Origin of the sequence: Burkholderia sp. AU18528 (assembly GCF_002223215.2) — a bacterium.
GTDB classification, from domain to species: Bacteria; Pseudomonadota; Gammaproteobacteria; order Burkholderiales; family Burkholderiaceae; genus Burkholderia; species Burkholderia semiarida.
On record NZ_NKFC02000004.1, the window covers coordinates 861,865 to 883,151 of the forward strand.

General features: G+C 69.4%; 20 protein-coding genes. 13 read left to right on the top strand and 7 right to left on the bottom strand.

Features of this window, described 5'->3' with window-relative positions; genetic code table 11:
• Nucleotides 1-19: 19 nt before the first annotated feature.
• A complete protein-coding gene (locus CFB52_RS06765; RefSeq protein WP_059573811.1) occupies nt 20-355 on the top strand; it encodes a hypothetical protein in 336 nt (111 codons plus the stop codon).
• A gap of 169 nt (nt 356-524) precedes the next feature.
• On the opposite strand, the gene CFB52_RS06770 is transcribed toward CFB52_RS06765, so the two are convergent.
• From CFB52_RS06770 to CFB52_RS06785, 3 genes are all read right to left on the bottom strand, one after another.
• Nucleotides 525-1,733 (bottom strand): transglycosylase SLT domain-containing protein, encoded by a 1,209-nt coding sequence (locus CFB52_RS06770; RefSeq protein WP_099316295.1) that lies wholly within the window; start codon nt 1,731-1,733, stop codon nt 525-527.
• A 405-nt stretch (nt 1,734-2,138) separates the two neighbouring features.
• Nucleotides 2,139-3,299 (bottom strand): porin, encoded by a 1,161-nt coding sequence (locus tag CFB52_RS06780; RefSeq protein WP_060011690.1) that lies wholly within the window; start codon nt 3,297-3,299, stop codon nt 2,139-2,141.
• A 394-nt stretch (nt 3,300-3,693) separates the two neighbouring features.
• Nucleotides 3,694-4,584: a LysR family transcriptional regulator gene (locus CFB52_RS06785; protein ID WP_099316296.1), complete on the bottom strand. Its 891-nt coding sequence runs from the start codon at nt 4,582-4,584 to the stop codon at nt 3,694-3,696.
• A gap of 112 nt (nt 4,585-4,696) precedes the next feature.
• Between CFB52_RS06785 and CFB52_RS06790 the strand changes: the two genes are divergently transcribed.
• Both CFB52_RS06790 and CFB52_RS06795 read left to right on the top strand, forming a co-directional pair.
• Complete coding sequence (locus CFB52_RS06790; protein WP_060011695.1) at nt 4,697-5,122, top strand: VOC family protein; 426 nt, start codon at nt 4,697-4,699, stop codon at nt 5,120-5,122.
• A gap of 132 nt (nt 5,123-5,254) precedes the next feature.
• Nucleotides 5,255-5,839: a flavin reductase family protein gene (locus tag CFB52_RS06795; protein ID WP_060011697.1), complete on the top strand. Its 585-nt coding sequence runs from the start codon at nt 5,255-5,257 to the stop codon at nt 5,837-5,839.
• Nucleotides 5,840-5,879: 40 nt separating this feature from the next.
• On the opposite strand, the gene CFB52_RS06800 is transcribed toward CFB52_RS06795, so the two are convergent.
• Nucleotides 5,880-6,776: a LysR family transcriptional regulator gene (locus CFB52_RS06800; protein WP_060011698.1), complete on the bottom strand. Its 897-nt coding sequence runs from the start codon at nt 6,774-6,776 to the stop codon at nt 5,880-5,882.
• Between the two features lie 97 nt (nt 6,777-6,873).
• Here CFB52_RS06800 and CFB52_RS06805 point away from each other — a divergent pair, with 97 nt between their 5' ends.
• From CFB52_RS06805 to CFB52_RS06820, 4 genes are all read left to right on the top strand, one after another.
• Complete coding sequence (locus CFB52_RS06805; protein WP_099316297.1) at nt 6,874-8,172, top strand: CitMHS family transporter; 1,299 nt, start codon at nt 6,874-6,876, stop codon at nt 8,170-8,172.
• Between the two features lie 39 nt (nt 8,173-8,211).
• A complete protein-coding gene (locus CFB52_RS06810; RefSeq protein WP_099316298.1) occupies nt 8,212-9,573 on the top strand; it encodes an acyclic terpene utilization AtuA family protein in 1,362 nt (453 codons plus the stop codon).
• Complete coding sequence (locus CFB52_RS06815; RefSeq protein ID WP_059573802.1) at nt 9,573-9,884, top strand: hypothetical protein; 312 nt, start codon at nt 9,573-9,575, stop codon at nt 9,882-9,884. The genes CFB52_RS06810 and CFB52_RS06815 overlap by 1 nt, the downstream gene beginning before the upstream one ends.
• A 257-nt stretch (nt 9,885-10,141) precedes the next feature.
• Nucleotides 10,142-10,966 carry a hypothetical protein gene (locus tag CFB52_RS06820; RefSeq protein WP_059573801.1) on the top strand — a complete coding sequence of 275 codons (825 nt, stop codon included), beginning with the start codon at nt 10,142-10,144 and terminating at the stop codon, nt 10,964-10,966.
• A gap of 41 nt (nt 10,967-11,007) precedes the next feature.
• On the opposite strand, the gene CFB52_RS06825 is transcribed toward CFB52_RS06820, so the two are convergent.
• Both CFB52_RS06825 and CFB52_RS06830 read right to left on the bottom strand, forming a co-directional pair.
• Complete coding sequence (locus tag CFB52_RS06825) at nt 11,008-11,937, bottom strand: phosphatidate cytidylyltransferase (RefSeq protein ID WP_059573800.1); 930 nt, start codon at nt 11,935-11,937, stop codon at nt 11,008-11,010.
• A 34-nt stretch (nt 11,938-11,971) separates the two neighbouring features.
• Nucleotides 11,972-12,604 (bottom strand): lysophospholipid acyltransferase family protein, encoded by a 633-nt coding sequence (locus tag CFB52_RS06830; protein WP_059574309.1) that lies wholly within the window; start codon nt 12,602-12,604, stop codon nt 11,972-11,974.
• Between the two features lie 18 nt (nt 12,605-12,622).
• Here CFB52_RS06830 and CFB52_RS34565 point away from each other — a divergent pair, with 18 nt between their 5' ends.
• From CFB52_RS34565 to CFB52_RS06855, 5 genes are all read left to right on the top strand, one after another.
• A complete protein-coding gene (locus CFB52_RS34565; RefSeq protein ID WP_155634599.1) occupies nt 12,623-13,057 on the top strand; it encodes a hypothetical protein in 435 nt (144 codons plus the stop codon).
• Nucleotides 13,058-13,072: 15 nt separating this feature from the next.
• Nucleotides 13,073-13,678, top strand: a complete 606-nt coding sequence (locus tag CFB52_RS06840; protein ID WP_059573799.1) for a CDP-alcohol phosphatidyltransferase family protein — start codon at nt 13,073-13,075, stop codon at nt 13,676-13,678.
• A 77-nt stretch (nt 13,679-13,755) separates the two neighbouring features.
• Nucleotides 13,756-15,525, top strand: coding sequence for a bifunctional alpha/beta hydrolase/class I SAM-dependent methyltransferase (locus CFB52_RS06845; protein ID WP_059573798.1), 1,770 nt, complete (start codon nt 13,756-13,758; stop codon nt 15,523-15,525).
• Nucleotides 15,522-16,937: a phosphatase PAP2/dual specificity phosphatase family protein gene (locus CFB52_RS06850; RefSeq protein WP_099316299.1), complete on the top strand. Its 1,416-nt coding sequence runs from the start codon at nt 15,522-15,524 to the stop codon at nt 16,935-16,937. The genes CFB52_RS06845 and CFB52_RS06850 overlap by 4 nt, the downstream gene beginning before the upstream one ends.
• The gene (locus CFB52_RS06855; RefSeq protein WP_099316300.1) at nt 16,937-17,389 is read left to right on the top strand and encodes a hypothetical protein; all 453 of its coding nucleotides are present in this window, start codon (nt 16,937-16,939) and stop codon (nt 17,387-17,389) included. The genes CFB52_RS06850 and CFB52_RS06855 overlap by 1 nt, the downstream gene beginning before the upstream one ends.
• 54 nt (nt 17,390-17,443) lie before the next feature.
• Here the strand turns inward: CFB52_RS06855 and CFB52_RS06860 are convergent, their stop codons facing one another.
• The gene (locus CFB52_RS06860; protein ID WP_059573795.1) at nt 17,444-18,466 is read right to left on the bottom strand and encodes a sensor domain-containing diguanylate cyclase; all 1,023 of its coding nucleotides are present in this window, start codon (nt 18,464-18,466) and stop codon (nt 17,444-17,446) included.
• Nucleotides 18,467-18,957: 491 nt separating this feature from the next.
• Here CFB52_RS06860 and bcsB point away from each other — a divergent pair, with 491 nt between their 5' ends.
• Nucleotides 18,958-21,285, top strand: a complete 2,328-nt coding sequence (bcsB, locus tag CFB52_RS06865; RefSeq protein WP_059573794.1) for a cellulose biosynthesis cyclic di-GMP-binding regulatory protein BcsB — start codon at nt 18,958-18,960, stop codon at nt 21,283-21,285.
• The last annotated feature ends 2 nt before the right edge of the window (nt 21,286-21,287 follow it).

Below are 21,287 nucleotides of genomic sequence, written 5' to 3' on the forward strand. Positions count from 1 at the left end.
CCGAGACAGGGAGAAACCGATGAAGAACACGATCGCGATGCTCGTCGCACTCGTTGCGAGCGCAACTTTTGCAGGATGTGCAGACATGAACACGCAGCACCGCAACGCCACCGCCGGCGGCGCGGCGACGATTCCCGCGCAGCCGGGCGCCGCGCCGGCGTGCAAGGCGGACGCCACGCCGGACGACGCGCTGGTCGGCAAGACCGAAACCGATGCGGCCGCGCTGCTCGACGGTTGCCTGTGGCGCGTGCTCGAGCGCGACGGCAAGTCGTTGCCGGGCACGATGGATTATCGCGAGGAGCGCCGCAATCTCGGCATTCGCGACGGCAAGGTGATCTGGGTGCGGCGCGGGTGAGGGCGTGTGACGATTCCGCAGCCGGAATCGTCGACGTCACGTTATCTGCGCGTGTATTTCAGGCAGAACGGCACGGCCGAGCTGCAACGGGTGGACGACATGAACGCGCCCGAACCGCGGCCGACCGCGGGCCCATGATCGCCGCGATGCGCGTGCGGTCGGACGCGCGTCACTTCGAGATGTACCACAGCGCGTCCGCGCTGGCGCGCGACGGCTGAGCGGCCGGTGCCTGAGCCGGCGCGGGCGGCGGCGTGTTCGACGTGATGGCCGTCGGCAGCGTGGCGGGAATATTCGCGGTCGAAGGCGAGGCCGCCGCCGTGCCCGACGTCGATGGCGTATTCACGTACCACAGCGCATCGGCCGAGGCCGTGCGTTTCGCTGCCGTATTGGGCGCCGCGTTCGTCGCCGCGTTCGCGGCCGCACTGGCCGATTTCTTCGATGCCCCGGCCGTTGCCGTGCCCGCCGTCCCGGCCTGCGCGGTCATGCCGGCGGCCGCCGCCCCCCGCTGCGCGCGCGCTTCGAACGGCCCGAGCTGGAAGATCAACGTTTGCGCGGGACGCGTCACGACGGCATACGGAAACTGCAGCTCCCACGACATCAGCACGCGCCCGGCCGACGTTTCGGTGAAGATCGCCGGCACGTGCTTCATGTCGCTGAACTGCACGTAGACCCGCGCACCGTCGTCGAACACCTGGGTCGGCTTGGCCTGGTCGGCGCCGGTGACCGTCCATCCGAAGTTGTACGTACCAGCCGGGCCGGCGGGGCCACCCTGCGGCGGCGGAGGCGGCGAGGCCGGCGATATCGTGCGTGCGCGCGTGACGGGCGGCGCCGACACGCTCAGGCTCGCGAACGGGTTGTACGTCTGCGCCTGTTGCGGCGGCGTGAAGGACGGTGGAAGGATGGGCATGGGAGTATCCGGCGAATCCGGCATGGTCCGGATTGCATCATAGACCTTGCGCGCATACGCGAGGCGCTTGTCGGGCGACGCGGAGTTGTACGCGCCGATCGCGTTCCAGTTGGGGCCGAGCTGGCGGATGTTCTGCGACAGGATCCACGCGCCGACATACGCGTTCGTGCACGCATCGAACAGGCTTTCCCGCGTGATGCCTTCGCGCGCGAGCGTCGGCAGCCACGTGCTGTTGATCTGCATCAGCCCGATGTCGACCGTGCCGTTGGTATTGGTGTTGATCGCGTTCGGATTCATTCCCGATTCGACCTGCGCGATGCCGCGCATCAGGCTGACGCTCACGTGCTGGAATGCGGCCGCGTCGTCCAGGCAGTCGGCCCGCGCGACGCCGCAGAGCGCGCAGGAGAGCGCGATCGTCGAGGCAATGGTCGGTGTGGCGCGACCGAGCGGGCGAGAAGTATGACGCGGCATGGCAGGATGGGGCGGAATCCGGCCGCCCGGTGCAAGGAAATTACGCAGACGCGAAGTGTGCCATAGCAGGCGGGCAAATGGTTCGCGTCAAACTTTCCTTTGCATTTGCCCGCGCGTTCGCCGGGCATTTTTATCGCGCCGGATCAGGGACCGAGCCGATGCCTGATCGGTAAAAATGGCCGGAAATTATGCGCATGCGAATGCAACGGCGGCGATGGAAACCTGACGTGCTGCGTCAGCCACGCGGTAAAGCCGGCGATAAGCGGCGCGACAGGGAAAATCGCCCGGCGGCCGTTGGCGGGGGCGATAGAAAGCGATAAAAAATCGGCGGCCGAAGCCGCCGTTTGCGCAATGCGGATTCGGCCGGTCGCGCCGCGCGCGGCCGGCCGTCCTGCCGTATCGCGATCAGAAACGGTGACGCAGGCCGAGGTTGACCATCGTCTGCGAGCTCGTGCCCGCATAACCGTACGAGCCGATCGATGCCTGCGCGGCCATCGAGCCGCCCTTGCCGTCGCCGGTCTGGCCGCTCGCGTGCTGGTACGCGGCGGTCAGGTAGACGTCGGTGCGCTTCGACAGGTTGTAGTCGGCTCCGGCCGATACCTGGTGATAGGTCGCCGACGTGTCGCCGCCCGAGCGCGTGTAGCTGTAGCCGACGCCGACGAGCAGCGCATTCGTCGCCTGATAGTTCACGAAGCCTTGCCCCGTGTTGTAGTGCTCGTTCGAGCCGAACACCGAGCTGGCGTCGCGGCGGTACTGCGCGTTGCTGTAGCCGAGGCCGAACGTGAACGGGCCGGCGACGTACTGGCCCGCGATGCGCGCGATGCCGATCGAATGGGCGCTCGCGTAGCCGTTATTGATCGGGCCGTCGAACGTGCCGTCCGACGAGCTCGTCCAGCCGTTGCGCACACCGCTCGACGCGGGGCTGTTGGTCGCGTGGAAGTAGCCGCCCGCGACGCTGAACGGCCCGTTGTTGTACGACACGGCGGCCGAGTACGACTGCGCGGCGCCGGTGCTGCCGGCGATGCCGCCGAACGAATACATCGCCGCGAACTGCAGGCCCGAATAGACGGCCGACGTGTACTTCACCGCGTTGTCGACGCGGAAGCTGTTGTCGTAGTTGTCGACGTCGCCCGGCGTCGCGAACGCGCTGCCCAGATAGTTGTCGGCGGTGATGCCCTGCACGAGATCGATGAGCGGGTCGTACTGGCGGCCGAACGTGAGCGTGCCGTAGCGGTCGCTCGCCAGCCCGACGAAGGCCTGCCGGCCGAACAGGCGGTTGCCCTGGCCCAGCCGGCCGTTGCTCGGGTCGAAGCCGTTCTCGAGCTGGAACAGCGCCTTCAGCCCGCCGCCGAGATCCTCGGTGCCTTTCACGCCCCAGCGGCTGCCGGCGAGGTTGCCCGCGCTGCTGTTGCCGAGCATCCACGCGTTGTCCTTGCCTTGTGCATGGTTCACATAGGTGATCGACGTGTCGATCACGCCGTACAGCGTGACGCTCGACTGCGCATGCGCGACGGGCATCGCCGCGAACGACGCGAGCGAAATCAGCGAGAGGGTCGTGCGTTTCATGTCATCTCCTTGCGCATTGGTGTGGGTTCGTGATCCGGAATGGCAGGAGACTACAGAGCCGCGATAAAACCGCAAAAATGAAATTCTCCATTGTGGCCTGGTGCAGACAGGCCTGTTTTATGAAATTCATCATTGAGGGATTTGGATTATTGATCGTTGCGTATCAATAGGGGGCCGAGTTTGGGTGGGGTGTCGTTGAGTTTTGCGTGTCGAGTGATAATTCGAGGTAGTTTTCGGGCGAATTGCCTCATTCCCAACATTGTTAACGTTTCGTCAAATCGTTATTTAATGGATTGAATTGGCTCAGTCGGAATGAGTGTGATAAAGGCGTGCGATTCGCGTCGGGTGGACGGCATCGCTGCTTGCCATTCGGCGCCGAGCCGCCACGTGTCGATCACGCGGCTTGCGGCGGCGAGCGTCGCCGCGACGCCGCCTCGATCAGTTGCGCCAGCGTTTGCGCGGGTTCCGACATCGTGCGCCGCGCGCGATGCACGAGGCCGATGTCGCGATGGAACGTGTGATGCCCGAGGTCGATCGCGCGCACGCCGGCCGGCCAGCGGCGATACACGGCGGTCTGCGGCACGATCGCGACGCCGACGCCGTTCTCGACCAGCTTGACGATCGCGTCGAGCTCGTCGAGTTCGCAGGTGTCGCGCACCGCGATGTGCATCTTGCGCAGAAAGCGGTCGACCTGGCGGCCGCCGAACGACGCGCGATCGTAGCGCACGAACGGCTCGCTCGCGAGCAGGGCGGCCCAGTCCTTGCCCTTCACGCCGCGCGGCACGATCAGCCGGAACGGTTCCTGTGCGAGCGTCGTCCAGTGCAGGTCGCTCTGCAGCGCAAACGGCGGCCGGATGATCGCGGCCATGTCGATCTCGCCCGCGTCGACCCGGTTGACCAGCTCGATCGACAGCCCCGGTATCACGCGCGTGCGGCATGCGGGGTGCCGGCGATGGAAATCGGCCAGCGCGGCCGGCAGCAGCGCGCTCTGCACCGATGCGATCGCGCCGATCGTCACGCGCACGGCGGCCGGCGAGCCGGGCGCGGTCGAACTCAGGTTCTCGTACAGGCCGATCAGCGTCTGCGCCTGGTCCAGCACGTGATGACCCATTTCGTTGAGCCGCGCCGATCGCCCTTGCCGGTCGAACAGCTCGAAGCCGAGTTCGGCTTCGAGGCGCTGCATCTGCGCGCTCACGGCCGCCTGCGTGAGCCCGATACGGTTGCCGGCGGCGGCAAAGGTGCCTTCCCGGGCGACGGCGACGAGGGTTTTCAGTTCGCGGATCATTCATCAATTCCGTTTGTGAATCAGCCAATTTTATATTGATTTAATTTTTGTCCGGGCTTGTCTACCATGGTGCCGTCCTCGCGCCCCGCGAGCGTTCCTTCACGAGGCCATCATGAGTCTTTCCCCGTTTCACCTGGCGATTCCCGTCCACGACCTGCCGGCCGCGCGCGATTTCTACGGCCGCGTGTTCGGGCTGGAAGAGGGGCGCTCGAGCGCGCAGTGGGTCGACTTCAACTTCTACGGCCATCAGCTCGTGATCCATGAGCATCCGAAAACCGCGGCGCAGGAAAGCGCGCATACGAATGCGGTCGACGGCCACGACGTGCCGGTGCCGCATTTCGGGATCGTGCTCGACTGGGCAAGCTGGGAGGCGCTGGCCGAGCGGCTGCGTTCGTTCGGCGTGACGTTCGTGATCGAGCCGTACGTGCGGTTCCAGGGGCAGGTCGGCGAACAGGCGACGATGTTCCTGTTCGATCCGTGCGGCAATGCGCTCGAATTCAAGGCGTTTCGCGACATCGGCCAACTGTTCGCGAAGTGACCTGCCGCGGCGCCTGCGCCGATCGAAATCGGGTGCGAGAATGCGGCCTCGGATCCGGCCGCGCGCAGGTGCGACGGCCGGCGCCGCGCCGCAGGGCATCCGTCCGTGCGCGCCGTTCTCCACGGAGCTCGTATGAACAGTCACATCGCGCCGGTGGCGCTGAACAAAGCCTACCGTCTCCTCAATCACGGCCCGACCGTGCTCGTGTCGGCCCGCCACGACGGCGTCGACAACGTGATGGCCGCCGCGTGGGCGTGCGCGCTGGACTTCCTGCCGCCGAAGCTGACGGTCGTGCTCGACAAATCCGCGAAGACGCGCGAGCTCGTCGAGCGCAGCGGCACGTTCGTGATCCAGGTGCCGACGGCCGCGCAACTGCGGCTCACGCATGCGGTCGGCAGCCACAGTCTGGCCGAGCGGCCCGACAAGCTGCGCGACGCGGGCGTCACGCTGTTCGACGTCGACGGTCACGGCCTGCCGTTCGTCGCCGGCTGCTCGGGCTGGCTCGCGTGCAGGCTGATTCCGGAGCCGCACAACCAGCAGACCTACGACCTGTTCATCGGCGAGGTGGTCGCCGCGTGGTCCGACACGCGCGTGTTCCGCGACGGCCACTGGTATTTCGAATCGGCCGATCCCGCGCTGCGCAGCCTGCACTACATCGCGGGCGGCAATTTCTATGCGATTGGCGAATCGCTGCACGTCGACCCGGCGGCGCAGTAAGTAAGCGCCGGGCAAACCGTCCCGATGTGGGAACCGCGCGTCACGCGCGCTTTTTCAATTCCGCCAGCATGAGGTCGGCGAACGCCTGCGCGACGCGCGGCAGCGTGCGCCCGCGCTTGACGACGAGCGCGATCGGCCGCACGAACGCGGGATCGTCGATCGGCTTCGCGACCAGATCGGGCTCGGCGCGCACCTCGCGGGCGGTCGCGGGCAGGATCGTCACGCCGAGGCCGCCGCGCACCATCGCGACGGCCGTCATCATGTAGGTCGGCTCGCACGCGATGTCGGCCGTGCAGCCGGCCGCTTCCAGCGCGGCATCGACGACGCTGCGCACGCTCGTGCCCTGCGCGGTGAGCACGAGCGGCACGCCGGCGACGTCGGCGGTGCCGACGCGACGCTTGCGCGCGAGCGGATGATCCTGCGGGCACACGGCGACGAGCCGGTCGGCGCCCACATACAGCACCTCGAGCGACGCATCGAACGTGTCGCCGCCGGTCAGCCCGAGATCGGCATCCTCGTTGCGCACGAGCGCGGTGACGAGGCTCGCGACGCCGTCGCGGATCTCGAAGCCCGCGCGCGGCACGTCGCGCCGGAACGACTGGATCAGCTCCGGCAGCATGCTCGACGCGAAGGTCGGCAGGCACGCGAGCCGCACCGTGCCGCTCGCGCCTTCGCCGAGCGCGCGCGCATCGCGCAGCACGCGCTCCATGTCGTCGAGCGAGCGTTGCAACAGCGGCAGCAACTCGCGCCCGGTCTGCGTGAGCGCGACGCTGCGGCTGTTGCGGTCGAACAGGCGCGCGCCGACGATTTCCTCGAGCCGGCGGATCTGCACGGTCAGCGCCGGCTGCGACAGGTGCAGCCGCGCGGCCGCGCGCGTGAAGTTGCCGGCGTGCGCGACGGTGACGAACGCGCGAATGTCCCGAAGATTCAGATCCATAACGATTCGTGATTGCTACGATCAAATCATTTCAATTGTGCTATCGCTGCGCCGACCTTACGCTCGTCTCCAACAAAAGACAAGGTAGGAGACACGGATGCTGCCGTTACTCGGGCTTGGCACGATCGTCGTGCTGCTGGCCTCGATTCTGTCGAAGCGGATGTCGCCGCTCGTCGCGCTGATCATCGTGCCGATCGCCGCGTCGCTGATCGGCGGCTTCGGGCTGCACACCAGCAAGTTCGTCATCGACGGGCTGAAGGGCCTCGCGCCCGTGGTCGGGATGTTCGTGTTCGCGATCCTCTATTTCGGGACGATCACCGATGCCGGCACGCTCGACCCGATCATCGACCGGATCCTGCGCGCGGTCGGCACGCGGCCGACGCGCATCGTGATGGGCACGACGCTGCTCGCGCTGCTGATCCACCTCGACGGCTCGGGCGCCGTCTGCTTTCTCGTGACGATTCCGGCCGTGCTGCCGCTGTACGACCGGCTGAAGATGGACCGGCGCGTGCTGGCCGCCGCCGTGTCGATGGCCGCGGGCATCAACTTCCTGCCGTGGACGGGGCCGATGATTCGCGCGTCCGCGTCGCTGCACCTGCCGGTGTCGGCGCTGTTCAATCCGCTGATTCCGGTGCAGGCGATCGGGCTCGTGTTCGTGTTCGGCGTCGCGTACTGGCTCGGGCGGCGCGAGGAGAAGCGGCTCGGCCTGTCGCGCGACGATGCGTCGATCCCGCTGCCCAGGCGCGAATTGACGGCCGACGAGCAGGCGCTGCGTCGGCCGCATCTGTTCTGGTTCAACCTCGTGCTGACGCTCGTCGTGCTCGGCACGATGGTCGTGATGGGCGAGAAGATTCCGCCCGCGATCATGTTCATGGTCGGGCTGTGCATCGCGCTGATGGTGAATTACCCCGACGTCGACATGCAGCGGAAGCGCATCGACGCGCATGCGCGGGCCGCGCTGATGATGGCCGGCATCCTGCTCGCGGCCGGCGTGTTCACCGGGATCATGCAGGGCAGCGGGATGCTGAAGGCGATGGCGCAGGCGGCGGTCGGCTTCGTGCCGCCGTCGATGGCCGGCCACATCCCGGTCGCGCTCGGCCTCGCGTCGATGCCGCTCAGCATGCTGTTCGATCCCGATTCGTTCTACTTCGGCGTGCTGCCCGTGATCGCGGAAGTGGCCGGGCAGCTCGGCGTGCCGGCCGTGCAGGTCGGGCAGGCCGCGCTGCTCGGCCAGATGACGACGGGGTTCCCGGTCAGCCCGCTCACGCCGGCGACGTTCCTCGTCGTCGGCCTGTGCGGGATCGAGCTCGCCGAGCACCAGAAATTCACGTTTCCGCTGTTGTTCGGCGCGTCGATCGTGATGACGATCGCCTGCGTCGTGCTCGGCGTCTTTTGATTTTGCCGGCGGCGTGCTCCGCCGGACGACGGTACGGACATGACAGCAAAGCCTTCACATGAACGGCGCGTGCGCATCGGCGCGGGCGCCGGCTATTCGGGCGACCGAATCGAGCCCGCGGTCGAACTGGCTGAACACGGGCAACTCGACTACCTGGTCTTCGAATGCCTGGCCGAGCGCACGATCGCGATCGCGCAGCAGGCGCGGCGCAACGATCCGGCGCTCGGCTACGATCCGCTGCTCGACGCGCGCATGCAGGCGGTGCTGCCGGTCGCGGCGGTCAAGCGCGTGCGCATCGTGTCGAACATGGGTGCGGCGAATCCGCGCGCGGCCGCACGGCGTACCGCGCGGATCGCGCAGTCGCTCGGCATCGCGGGGCTGAAGGTCGCGGCGGTCGAAGGCGACGACGTGCTCGACGTCGTGCTGCGCGGCGCGTTCCGTTTCGAGGAATCGGGCGACGAGGTCGCCGCGTATCGCGACCGCATCGTATCCGCGAACGCGTATCTCGGCGCCGCGCCGATCGTCGACGCGCTTGCGGCCGGCGCGGACGTCGTGCTGACCGGGCGCGTCGCCGATCCGTCGCTGTTCGCCGCGCCGCTGATCCACGCATTCGGCTGGCGGATGGACGACTGGGACGCGCTCGGACAGGCGACCGTCGTCGGCCATCTGCTCGAATGCGCGGGGCAGGTGACGGGCGGCTATTTCGCCGATCCCGGCTACAAGGACGTGCCGAATCTGGCGCGGCTCGGCTTCCCGATCGGCGAGGTCACGGCCGACGGCTCGGTCGTGATCACGAAGGTGCCGCACGCGGGCGGCCGCGTGAGCGCGGCGACCTGCAAGGAACAACTGCTCTACGAGATTCACGACCCGGCGCGGTATCTGCAGCCCGACGTCGTGGCCGATTTCACGCGCGTGGCGGTCGCGGAGGAGGCGACCGATCGCGTGCGTGTGACCGGCGGGCGCGGCGCCGCGCGGCCCGACACGCTGAAGGTGTCGGTCGCGTATGTCGACGGCTGGATCGGCGAAGGGCAGATCTCGTACGGCGGGCCGGGTGCGCTCGCGCGGGCGCGTCTTGCGCTCGACATCGTTCGCGAGCGGCTCGCGCTGACCGGCGTCGCGGCGACCGAGTTGCGCTTCGACCTGATCGGCGTCGATGCGCTGTACGGCGACGCGACGCCGGCCGTGCGTGGCGAGCCGGCCGAGGTGCGCGTGCGGGTGGCCGGCCGCGCGGCGAACGCCGCCGAGGCCGCGCGAATCGGCAACGAAGTCGAGACGCTCTATACGAACGGGCCGGCCGGCGGCGGCGGCGCGTTCAAGTCGACGCGCGAGGTGATCGCCGTGCAGTCGGTGCTGCTGCCGCGCTCGGCCGTGACGCCGTCGTTTTCATTCGTGGAGGCCTGATGCAACTGCGTGAACTCGCGCATGCGCGCACCGGCGACAAGGGCAATACGCTGAACGTGTCGGTCATCTGCCGCGATCCGCGTCATTACGATCATCTGCGCACCCACCTCGATGCGCAGGCGGTGAAGGCATGGCTCGCGGGCATCGTGCACGGCGACGTCGTGCGCTACGAATTGCCGGCGCTCGGTGCGTTCAACTTCGTGCTGAGCGATGCGCTCGGCGGTGGCGTGACGCGCTCGCTCGCGCTCGATGCGCACGGCAAGTCGGTCAGTTCGGCGCTGCTGGCGATCGAGGTGCCGGATCCGGCGTGACGGCGGGCGTCGCGGTCGGGACGCGGCCGGGCGCGCACGGAATCGGCAGTTCGCGACGCTCGTGCGCGTGCTCGATGCGCGCGCCGGCGATGTGCGCAGGCACGAGGCGATGACGTGATGGGCAACGATGCAGGGCGCGTCGTCGTCGGCAACGAGCGGTTGCCATTCTTTTCCGCCCCGGACGACGTGTGAAGGATCGACGGGGACCCGCCGATTCTGCAACAATCCGCCGCACACCCATCCGACCTGATCTCGTCATGACTGCCCAGAACCCGACCATACGTCTCAAGCCGCTCTTGGCTTCGCTTGCCGCCCTTGGTGCCCTCGCGGGACTCACGGCGCTCGCCGCACCGTCGCCCGTTCATGCCGCCGAGCCGGCCCAGCCCGACCGTCAACTGAAAACCTTCATCCGCGACACGTACGGCAACTGGCGCGCGAGCCGCAAGGGCTGGCAGTCGGACGGCGACGATTTCATCCATTCGCCGTGCGGCGTGCTGCGCGTGGCGACCGCGGACGGCCCGCGCACGCTGCTCGCGATGTGCGGCGAGACCGAGGCGGCGGTGCAGAACGGGATGCCGGGCATGGATTCGGACGCGACGCCGGGCGCGATCGACCTGTACGTGCTGAAGCCTTCGCCGGACGGCAGGACGCTCGAGCCGGTCGCGAAGAAAACGGAGATCGCATCGGGCGGGCGCGGCGAACCGGGCACGGTGCGCATCGAGCGGCTCGGGCCGCACCTGTTCGGGTTCGTCATCGGCGAAAGCGATACGCGGCAAGGCTATACGCAACGCTTCCGCTCGATCTGGCTACCGGTCGGCAATGCGCTGGTGCATGCGGCGGCACGCATCGACGAGGCGCTCGACAACGCGGAGTCGACGGAATGCGCGAACGCCCGCGCGCGCTGCGAGGAACGCCGCTTCGAGATCGCGCCGGACACGGCCGGCACGGGCGACGTCTATCCGTTGACGGTCACCGAAACGGGCACGCGCGGCGACAAGGCCATCCATGCACGCTACACGGTGAAGTTCGACGCCGCGCGCGGCCGCTACGTCGTGCCCAAGGCGTTGCGCGACGGGTACTGATCCTCCGCGCGGGAACGGGCGGCGTTGCACCGCCCGCGCATTCACACGTACAGGTAGCGCACCAGGTGGAAGAACACCGGCGCGGCGAAGCAGATCGAATCGACGCGATCGAGCATGCCGCCGTGGCCGGCGATCATCGAGCCCCAGTCCTTCGTGCCGAGCGAGCGCTTGACGGCCGACAGCACGAGCCCGCCGACGAAGCCCGCGATCACGATCGCGAGCGAGATCCCGAACGCCGCGCCGAAGCCGAACGGCGTCACGCGATACAGCGACGCGCCGCACAGCGTGGCGAGCAGCCCGCCGCCGATGAAGCCCTCGACCGTCTTCGACGGCGACAACTGCGGCGCGATCTTGCGGCGTCCGAACAGTTTGCCGACGACGTATTGCAGCACGTCGCTGATCTGCACGACGAACAGGAAGAAGAACAGCAGCAGCGCGTTCTGCCCCGCGTAGCGCGGAATGTCGAGGATCAGCACGGCCGGCGCGTGGCTCAGTCCGTACACGCACACCATCAGCGCCCAGTTGATCTTCGCGTTGCGGCTCAGGAAGTCGCGCGTGTCCTGCGTGAGCGCCGACACGAGCGACATCGCGAAGAACAGGTGCACGGGCACGAAGATCGAGTACATCCCGTACCAGTTGATGCCGAGCAGCAGGTACTGCACGGGAATCGCGATGAAGAACGCGATGAAGAGCGTCGTATGGTCGCTCGCGGTGGTCGGCGTGAGCGTGATGAACTCGCGCAGCGTCAGGTACGACAGCAGCGCGAACACCAGGTACGTGACGTTGTTGCCGAGGCCGATCGCGACGGCCATGATCGCGATCATCGCCCACCATGCGCGGATGCGCTGGTTCAGGTTGACGATGGTCGGGCTCGCGCCGCCGCTGCGCGCGCCGAGGATCGCGCCGATCACGGTCGCGACGACGAGCACGCCCGTGACGCCCGCGACCAGTTCCCAGAAGAGGGTTCGCATGGTTGGTATCCGGAAAAGGGAGAAGGAGGCGCGCTCAGCCGGCCGGCCGCTGCGGCGGCGCGAGCGCGACGACCGCGTCGCGCATGCGGGCGAGGAACGTCGGCTTGTCTTCCTGCGCGCCGAGCGCTTCGTTCGCGCCGAAATGTACCTTGCAGATCAGCGGCACGGGCCAGATCGCGCCCTTCGGCATGATGCGCTGCAGGTTCTCGAGGTAGACGGGCGCGAGCGCGACGTCGGGGAATTCGGTCGCGAGATGGAACAGCCCGCTCTTGAACGGCTGCGGCAGTACGTCGGCGCCGCGCGTGCCTTCCGGGAAGATGATGATCGAGTGGCCCTGCCGCAGCGCGTCGCGTACCGGCTCCAGCGGGTCGCCGCCCGATTCGCGATGACGGTCGATCAGCACGACGTTCAGCAGCTTCTGCGCGATGTGACGCTTCAGGTCGCTGCTGTCCCAGTAGTCGCGCGCGGCGACCGGCCGCACGACCGCGCGCACGTCGCGCGGCAGCGCGGCGAGGATCGCGAGCGTGTCGATATGGCTCGTATGGTTCGAGAAATAGATCTTCTGCGTCGGGGACGGCGGCGCCTGATGCCAGACCGGATACGCGCCGGCGACGAGCCGCACGATGGACAGCAGGAAATCGCGCTGCCAGACGTTGAGGATGTTCATCGGCGCGCGGCCTCCTGCGTGCATGCCCGGCCCGCCGCGCACGCGCGGTGGGCGGAACCCCGGAATGCCGGCGCGGCAGGATGCGCGCCGGACGGCTCTTGTTTAAATTTTTTCAAAGTTCGTGGCTGCCTGTCGCAGGTCCGCGATAATCGGACGATTCGCCGTCGCACGCTGCTGCGTCGCGGCGAATGCGCCGGTCGGCGGCGTGATAATCGGCTGTTGCACGAGTGCCCGCTGCCGCTCGAATGGATCTCGCCGCGATCGGGCCAGCGGATTATCGCGAGTTTCGCCGAAAAACGCCAGATTGCCGCCGCGCGGGCGGTTCGCGCCGCCATGCTTGACGCATGGAGGCCGCTCGGCGACGATGAGGGCCGTTCAATCCAGGCCGACGAAGGCCGTTTCGCCGCCCGGGGCATGGCGGCGGGAAACTATCCGACCGTGCCGCGCGAATAATACGAATACGAAACGATGAGCCTCTACGCACTCAAACCCAAATTTCAGAACCGTCTGCGCCCGTTCGCGAATTCGCTCGCCGAACGCGGCGTCACGGCCAACCAGGTCACGCTGTTCGCGGCCGGCGGCTCGATCGTCGTCGGCGCGCTTGCCGGGCTCGGCGTGTTCGCCCGCGCGCTGTTCCTGCTGATCCCGCTGTGGCTGTTCGCGCGGATGGCGCTCAACGCGATCGACGGGATGCTCGCGCGCGAGCACGGGCAGAAGAGCACGCTCGGCGCATACCTGAACGAGCTGGGCGACATCGTGTCCGACGTCGCGCTCGTGCTGCCGTTCCTCGCCATTCCCGCGTTCGCGCCGGCGGACGTCTGGCTGTTCGCGCTGACGGCGGTGATCGTCGAATGCGCGGGGCTGATCGGCCCGCTCGTCGGCGCGACGCGCCGCTACGACGGCCCGTTCGGCAAGAGCGACCGGGCGCTGGCCCTCGGCGCGTTCGCGCTGTGGATCGGCCTCGGCTTGCCGGTCGGCGGCGCCGCCGCGTGGTTGTGGCGGCTGCTGATCGTGCTGTCGATCGTGACGGCCGTGCGGCGCGTGCAGGCCGGGATCGCCGAAGCGGGCGGCTGATCGGCCGTCGACGCGGGGCGGGACCGGCGCCGGAGGGCGGCGCCGCATGATTCGAATAACGAAACGAGAGAGATCGCATGAACGCACGCACGGCCCGCGAGGCCGACTTCATCACGCACGACGGCGCAACGCTGTTCTACCGCCACTGGCCCGCGACGGGCGCACGCTGCCGCGGCGCGATCGTGCTGCTGCATCGCGGGCACGAACATTCGGCGCGCGTCGCGCACCTCGTCGACGAGCTCGACCTGCCGGATTTCGCCTTTTTTGCGTGGGACGCACGCGGCCACGGCCGCTCGCCGGGCGCGCGCGGCTACAGCCCGAGCGCGGCCGCGTCGGTGCGCGACCTGCAGACCTTCGTCGAGCATATCCGCGACACGCACGGCATCGCGATCGAGGAGATGGCGGTCGTCGGCCAGAGCGTCGGCGCGGTGCTCGCGGCGACCTGGGTGCACGACTACGCGCCGCCGATCCGCGCGCTCGTCGTCGCGTCGCCGGCATTCCACATCAAGCTCTACGTGCCGTTCGCGCGGCCGGGGCTGCGGCTGATGCACAAGCTGCGCGGGCTGTTCTACGTGAACAGCTACGTGAAGCCGAAATTCCTCACGCACGATCCCGAACGGATCGCGAGCTACGCGTCCGATCCGCTGATCACGCGGCCGATCGCGGTCAACATGCTGCTCGACCTGCACGATACCGCGCGGCGGATCGTCGCCGACGCGGCCGCGATCACCGTACCGACGCAGTTGCTGATCTCGGGCGCCGACTGGGTCGTGCATCGCGGCCCGCAGGACCGCTTCTTCGAACGGCTCGGCTCGGCGCGCAAGGAGCGCATCGTGCTGCCGGGCTTCTACCACGACACGCTCGGCGAGCGCGATCGGGCCCAGGCGCTCGCGCCGCTGCGCGCGTTCGTGCTGCGCGAGTTCGATGCGCCGAGCCCGCGCGTGTCGCTCGCCGATGCCGACCGGCGCGGCGCGTTCCACGACGAATACGCGGCGCTCGGCCGGCCGCCGGCCAACGTGTTCGCCCGGGCGTACTGGGCGCTCACGCGCGCCGGGCTGAAAGCCGGCGGCGCGCTGTCGGACGGCATCGCGCTCGGCTTGCGACTCGGCTTCGATTCGGGCTCGACGCTCGACTACGTGTACCGCAACCGCGCGCAGGGGCGGTTCGGCATCGGCGCGCTGATCGACCGCACGTATCTCGATTCGCCGGGCTGGGTCGGCATCCGCCAGCGCAAGGTGCATCTGCAGGAGCTGATCGGCGCGGCGATCGGCCGGCTGCGCGCGCACGGCACGCCGGTGCGGATCGTCGACATCGCGGCCGGTCACGGGCGCTACGTGCTCGACGCGATCGCGATGGCCGCCGAGCGCGACGGCGCGGCGCCCGACGACATCACGCTGCGCGACTACAGCCCGCCGAACGTCGAGGCCGGGCGCGTGCTGATCGCGCAGCGCGGCCTCGAGCCGATCGCGCGCTTCGAGCGCGGCGACGCGTTCGACGAGGCGTCGCTCGCAACGCTGGAGCCGCGGCCGACGCTCGCGATCGTGTCGGGCCTGTACGAGCTGTTCGGCGAGAACGCGCTGATCGAGCGCTCGCTGCGCGGGCTCGCGCAGGCCGTGCCGCCGGGCGGCTATCTCGTCTACACGGGGCAGCCGTGGCATCCGCAGCTCGAATTCATCGCGCGCGCGCTGAACAATCACCGCGGCGAGTCGACGTGGGTGATGCGCCGCCGTTCGCAGGCCGAAATGGACGAGCTCGTCGCGCGGGCCGGCTTCCGCAAGCTCGACCAGCGGATCGACGAGATGGGCATCTTCACGGTCAGTCTCGCGCAGCGGGTCGACGCGTCATGAGCGCGCTCGGCGGCGGCGCGGGTGCTGGCGCGGGCGGCGGGCTGGCCGAGCCGGCGGCCGGCGCGCGCGGCGCGTCGTTCGCGCTGCGTTTCGGCTGGCTCGCGGCGATGGGCGCCGTGTTCTTCTCGACGTACGGCTTCGCGAACTGGCTCGCTGCGCGCCGCGCCGCGGTGCCGACGTTCGCGTTCGGCTGGGAGCATGCGATCCCGTTCGTGCCGTGGACGATCGTGCCGTACTGGTCGATCGACCTGCTGTATGCGCTGTCGTTCTTCTTCTGGACGCGCCGCGACGATCTGCTCGATCACGTGAAACGGCTGCTGACCGTGCAACTGGTGTCGGTCGCATGCTTCATCGCGTGGCCGCTGCGCTTCGGCTTCGAGCGGCCCGACGCGGGCGGCGTGGCCGGCGCGCTGTTCACGCTGCTGATGGGCTTCGACAAGCCGTTCAACCAGGCGCCGTCGCTGCATATCGGGTTGCTCGTCGTGCTGTGGGCCGCCTATGCGAAGCACCTGCGCGGCACGTTCGCGCGCGGTGTGCTGCATCTATGGTTCGCGGCGATCGGCGTGTCGGTGCTGACGACCTATCAGCATCACGCGATCGACGTGCCGACCGGGGCGGCCGTCGGCTGTCTCGCGCTGTTCCTGTTTCCGCTGCGCGATGCCGCGGGCCGGTTGCCGGGCGCCGATGCATCGCCGAGCCAGGCCGGCCGCGCGCTTGCGCGCCGCTATGCGTTCGGCGCCGCGCTGGTCGCATGCGCGGCGCTGGCCTGGGTGCCGCGTGCGCCGGGCGGGGCGCTGGCGGCGGGGTGGGGCGCGCTGGCGCTCGCCTGCGTTGCGTGGGCTTACCGGCGCGGCGCGCCCGGCGCGTTCCAGAAGGACGCGCACGGGCGGTTTCCGGTCTTCATCGGCGCGCTGCTCACGCCGACGATCGCCGGCGCGTTCGTCAATTCGCGGCTGTGGACGTTCCGCCAGCCGGCGCCGGTGCGGATCGACGAACGCGTGTCGATCGGCCGGACGCCGACGACGCGCGACATCCGGCGCCACGGCTTCTCCGCGCTGGTCGACCTGACTGCCGAGATGCCGCGCTGGGCGGTGGCCGACGCATCGCTCGCGTATGCGTGCGTGCCGCAGCTCGACCTCGTCGCGCCGACGGCGGCGCAGCTCGCGCAGGCCGTCGCGGCGCTCGAGCGCCTGCACGGCGAAGGGCGCGACGTGCTGGTCTGCTGTGCGCTCGGCTACGGGCGCAGCGTGCTGTGCGCGGCGGCGTGGCTCGCCGCGCGGCGCGGGTTCACCGATGCGCGCGACGCGCTGGCCGCAGTGCGCGCCGTGCGGCCGCGCGCGGTTTGGTCGGATGACGGCGTGGCCGTGCTGCAGCAGTGGATCGATCGCCGGCGCGACGCGGGGCGCGTGTGATGCGCGATCCGTCCGCGCCGTTCAGGATCGCCGCCGCACGCGGCGCGCTCGATGCGGGTGCATGGGCGCTCGCGGCCGCGCTGGCCGCGGCCGGCGCGGGCGGGTGGATCGCGGCGGGCTGGGCGCCCGCGACGCTCGCCCGGGTACTGCTGGCTCTCGTCAGCACGGGATCGGGGATCGCGGCGCTGTGGTACGCGGTGCGCATCGAGATCGATCGGCGGCTGTTTGCCGCGCTGGCGCGGGCGGCGCAAGGCGACGGGGCGGTCGACGACGGGCTCGCGGCGCTCGACCGTGCGCTCGCCGATCTGGGCTGGATCGACGCGGCGAAGGCCGGACGCACGCTCGACGCACGCGTGCGCGGCGCGGTCGGGCTGTGCCGGGCTGCGGTGCTCGTGGCGATCGCGCAGTGGCTCGTCGTCGGGCTCGCGATCGCGGTGTCGCCGATCGGTTAGGGCCAGCGCAAGCGCGCTATCGGCGGGAACGGCCCGTCCGGCGCATGCGACGCGTCATGCTTGCGCGGAGCGCCGCGATCGCGTGCGCTTGGCCTCGTACATCGCGTGGTCCGCGTGCTCGATCAGCGCATTCATGTCGGTGCCGTCGTCCGGCAGCACCGCGATGCCGACGCTGACGCCGAGCTGCAGCGCATGCCCGTCGAATTCGAACGGCTCGCCCACCCGCCGCGCGAGCCGCGTGCTTTGCGCATGGGCATCGTCGCGGGTGCCGATATTCGGCAGGATCACCGCGAATTCGTCGCCGCCGATGCGCGCGACCGTATCCGAGCGCCGCACCGCGGCCTGCATCCGCGTGGCGACCTCGCGCAGCGCGGCGTCGCCCGCGCGGTGGCCGAACCCGTCGTTGATCGGCTTCAGCCCGTCCATGTCGATGTTGAGAATGCCGAGCCGGCCGCTTGCGCGCAGCGCCGAATGCATCGACTGGCGCAGGCGGTCGTAGAACAGCGCGCGGTTCGGCAAGCCCGTGAGCGCGTCGTGGGTCGCGCGCAGGTAGAGCTCGTTCGCTTCGTTGCGCGCCGCGTGGAACATCGCGGCGGCGATCAGGTCGGCCATCAGCCGCAGGGTGGCCGAGTCGGCCGGCGAGAAGCCGTCGACGTCCGGCGACATCACCTTCAGCACGCCGACCGTCGTGTCGGCATGCGCTAGCGGCATCACGAGCATCGAGCGCAGGCCGACCCGGCGGCACGCATCGCGATCGACGCGCGGGTCGGTTTCGGAATCGATGCAGTGCAGCAACTCGCCTTGCTGCACGCACAGCCCCGACAGGCTGCCCGAGCGCCGCAACCGCAGGCCGAGCATGCCGGCCGCCGTGCCCGACGCGGCGCGGTACACCATGTCGTCGCCTTCGGCGAATTCGACCGCGGCGGCGCTCGCGCCGGTGAGCTTCGGCATCTGTTCGGCCACGTACGCGATCACGCTGCCGAGGTCCATGCCGAGTTTCGCGATTTCGGCTTGTGCCGCGATGATGCGCAGCAACGTGTCGGCGGACGGGGTGGCGGAGTCGGCGGTTTGATTCAAGTCAGTTTTCCATGAAGAAAGTACGTCGCGCGACACGTACTTGCGGTAGCATACGCGCCGCCTGCGGCAGCGCGCGTGGCGAGGGCGGTCCGCCACGGACCGCGGCCGGGGCCCGGCTCCCGGCCAGCCGTATCGCGCCGGCAGTATGCCGTTCCAGCCGTCCCGCTGGCAACGGCGCAATTCTTGCCATTCCCTCTTCCCGCGCGGCATTTCCGACCGAATTGAGGTTTTTTCGCTTCACAGTCGCGAATCACGGTAAGTTTTGTTCTATTTTTGAGATAGTGTGACGAATGAGCGGGCGCCGGTGCCAGGCGCGCCGCAACGCGACGAACCGGCCGCTGAAGCATTCGCCGCGTCGTACCGACAAATGCAATCAGGTCATATAGATGAGAGGAAGCAGAGGGGATGTGCACTCACGGGCATAGCTGCTTTGCGCGCGTCCGTTGCGACGCGCGGATGGACCGGACGATCGTGACGATGGAGAGCGGCGCATGAGGCCGGCCGTGTCGCTGTTCGTCCTCGCGGCCGCGATGACCGGCGCTTTCCACGCGGCCGCGCTGTCGGCCGCGCCGATGCCGGCGGTGCCGGCCGCCGCTTCGACGTCCGCTGCCGATCGCGCGGCGGCCCCCGCTACCGCGGCGCCCGCGGCCGCGCCGACGGCGGCCAGCGCGCCGGCCGCCGGCCTGCCGGCGACGACCGTGCGCATGCCGTTCGCATCGCTCGGCGCGTTCGATCCGCTGCGCCTGCGCGGCGCCGACGACGCGCGCACGATCAACGCCGGCGTGCGGCTCGACCGCGTGATCACGGGCGCGCGGCTGCGCCTGACCTACGCGTATTCGCCGTCGCTGGTCTTTCCGCTGTCGCACCTGAAGGTGTCGGTGAACGGCGAGGTGATCGCGACCGTTCCGTTCGATGCGGCACGCGCCGGGCGTACGGTCACGCAGGAGATCCCGATCGATCCGCGCTACTTTTCCGATTTCAACCAGATCGGCCTGCGCCTGATCGCGCACTACACGCTCGACCATTGCGAGGATCCGGCGAACTCGGCGCTGTGGGCCGACGTGAGCCCGACGAGCGAGCTGATCCTCGACGAATCGCCGGTGCGCCTGCCGAACGATCTCGCGCTGCTGCCCGCGCCGTTCTTCGACCGGCGCGACAACGGCCGCCTGCGGCTGCCGTTCGTGCTGCCGGCCACGCCCGATTCGGCGACGCTGCGCAGCGCGGGCGTGCTCGCGTCGTGGTTCGGCGCGCTGGCCGACTACCGGCATGCGCGCTTCCCGGTATCGGCCGCGCTGCCGGCCGACGACCAGGCCGTCGTGGTCGGCACGGCCGCGACGCTGCCGGCCGGTCTCGCGCTGCCGCCCATCAACGGTCCGCTGCTCGCGGTCGCCGACAATCCGGCCGCGCCGGGGCGCAAGCTGCTGATCGTCACGGGCCGCACGGCGGCCGAGGTCGACGACGCGGTCGCGACGCTCGTGCTCGGCCGCGCGGCGCTGTCCGGGCCGGCCGCGACGGTCGCGCACGTCGATCTCGGCGCGCCGCGCAAGCCGTACGACGCGCCGCGCTGGCTGCCGGTGAACCGGCCGATCGCGTTCCGCGAGCTCGTGAACGACCCGCGCCAGCTCGAAGTGCGCGGCACGACGCCCGACGCGATCCGGCTGAACCTGCGTGTGCCGGCCGATCTGCATTCGTGGAACGGCGCGGGCGTGCCGATCACGCTGCGCTACCGCTACACGGCGCCGACCGTGCAGGACAATTCGACGCTCGCGGTCGAGATCAACGACCAGCTCGTGAAGTCGTACCGGCTCGGGCCGGCCCACGCGGAGGACGCGCACGGGCGCATGCAGTTGCCGCTGCTGTCGGTGCCGGAAGGGCGCGTGACGAGCGACGTCGACATTCCCGCGTTTCGCGTCGGCAGCGGCAACCAGCTGCAATTCCGCTTCACGCTCGATTCGCAGAAGACGGGCCTGTGCTCGAGCACGGCCACCGAGCCTCAGCGCGCGGCGATCGATCCGGATTCGACGATCGACTTCTCGCATTTCGTCCATTACGCGCAATTGCCGAACCTTGCGTTCTTCGCGAACAGCGGCTTTCCGTTCACGCGCTTCGCGGACCTGTCGCAGACGGCCGTCGTGCTGCCCGAGCGGCCCTCGCCGCAGGAGCTCGAGGCGTACCTGACGATGCTCGGCCACATGGGCGAATGGACCGGCTTCCCGGCGCTGCGCGTGCAGGTCGCGCGGCCCGGCGACGTCGCCGCGCTGTCGGGGCACAAGGATGTGCTCGTGATCGATGGCTCCCCGGCGTCGCCGCTGCTCGCGAACTGGCGTGCGTCGCTGCCGCTCGCGATCGGCGAGCCGGGCGGCGCGGGCGGCGGCGGCGCGACGCGCGTCGCGTTCACGGTGAAGGAGCGCTGGCGCAACGGCGTGGGCGTCGCCGACGGCGGCGCGCACATCGAACAGACGGGCCCGCTCGCCGCGCTCGCCGGTTTCGAGCTGCCGGGCAGCCGCGGCCGCAGCGTCGTCGCGCTGACGGCGACCGACCAGCCGCGCCTCGGCGATCTGCTCGACGTGTTCGAGAACGCGGGGCTCGTGGCGCAACTGCAGGGCGACCTCGCGCTGGTGCGGCCGGGGCAGGTCGACAGCCTGCGGGTCGGCGAGCCTTACGTGGTCGGCTTCGTGCCGTGGTATGCGCGCGTGTGGACGGAGGCGGCGCGGCATCCGGTCGTGCTCGGCGCGGTGGGCGTCGTCGCGGGGCTGCTGCTCGCGCTCGGCGTGTTCAGCGTGCTGCAGCGAATCGCCGCGCGTCGACGGGGGATGTAACG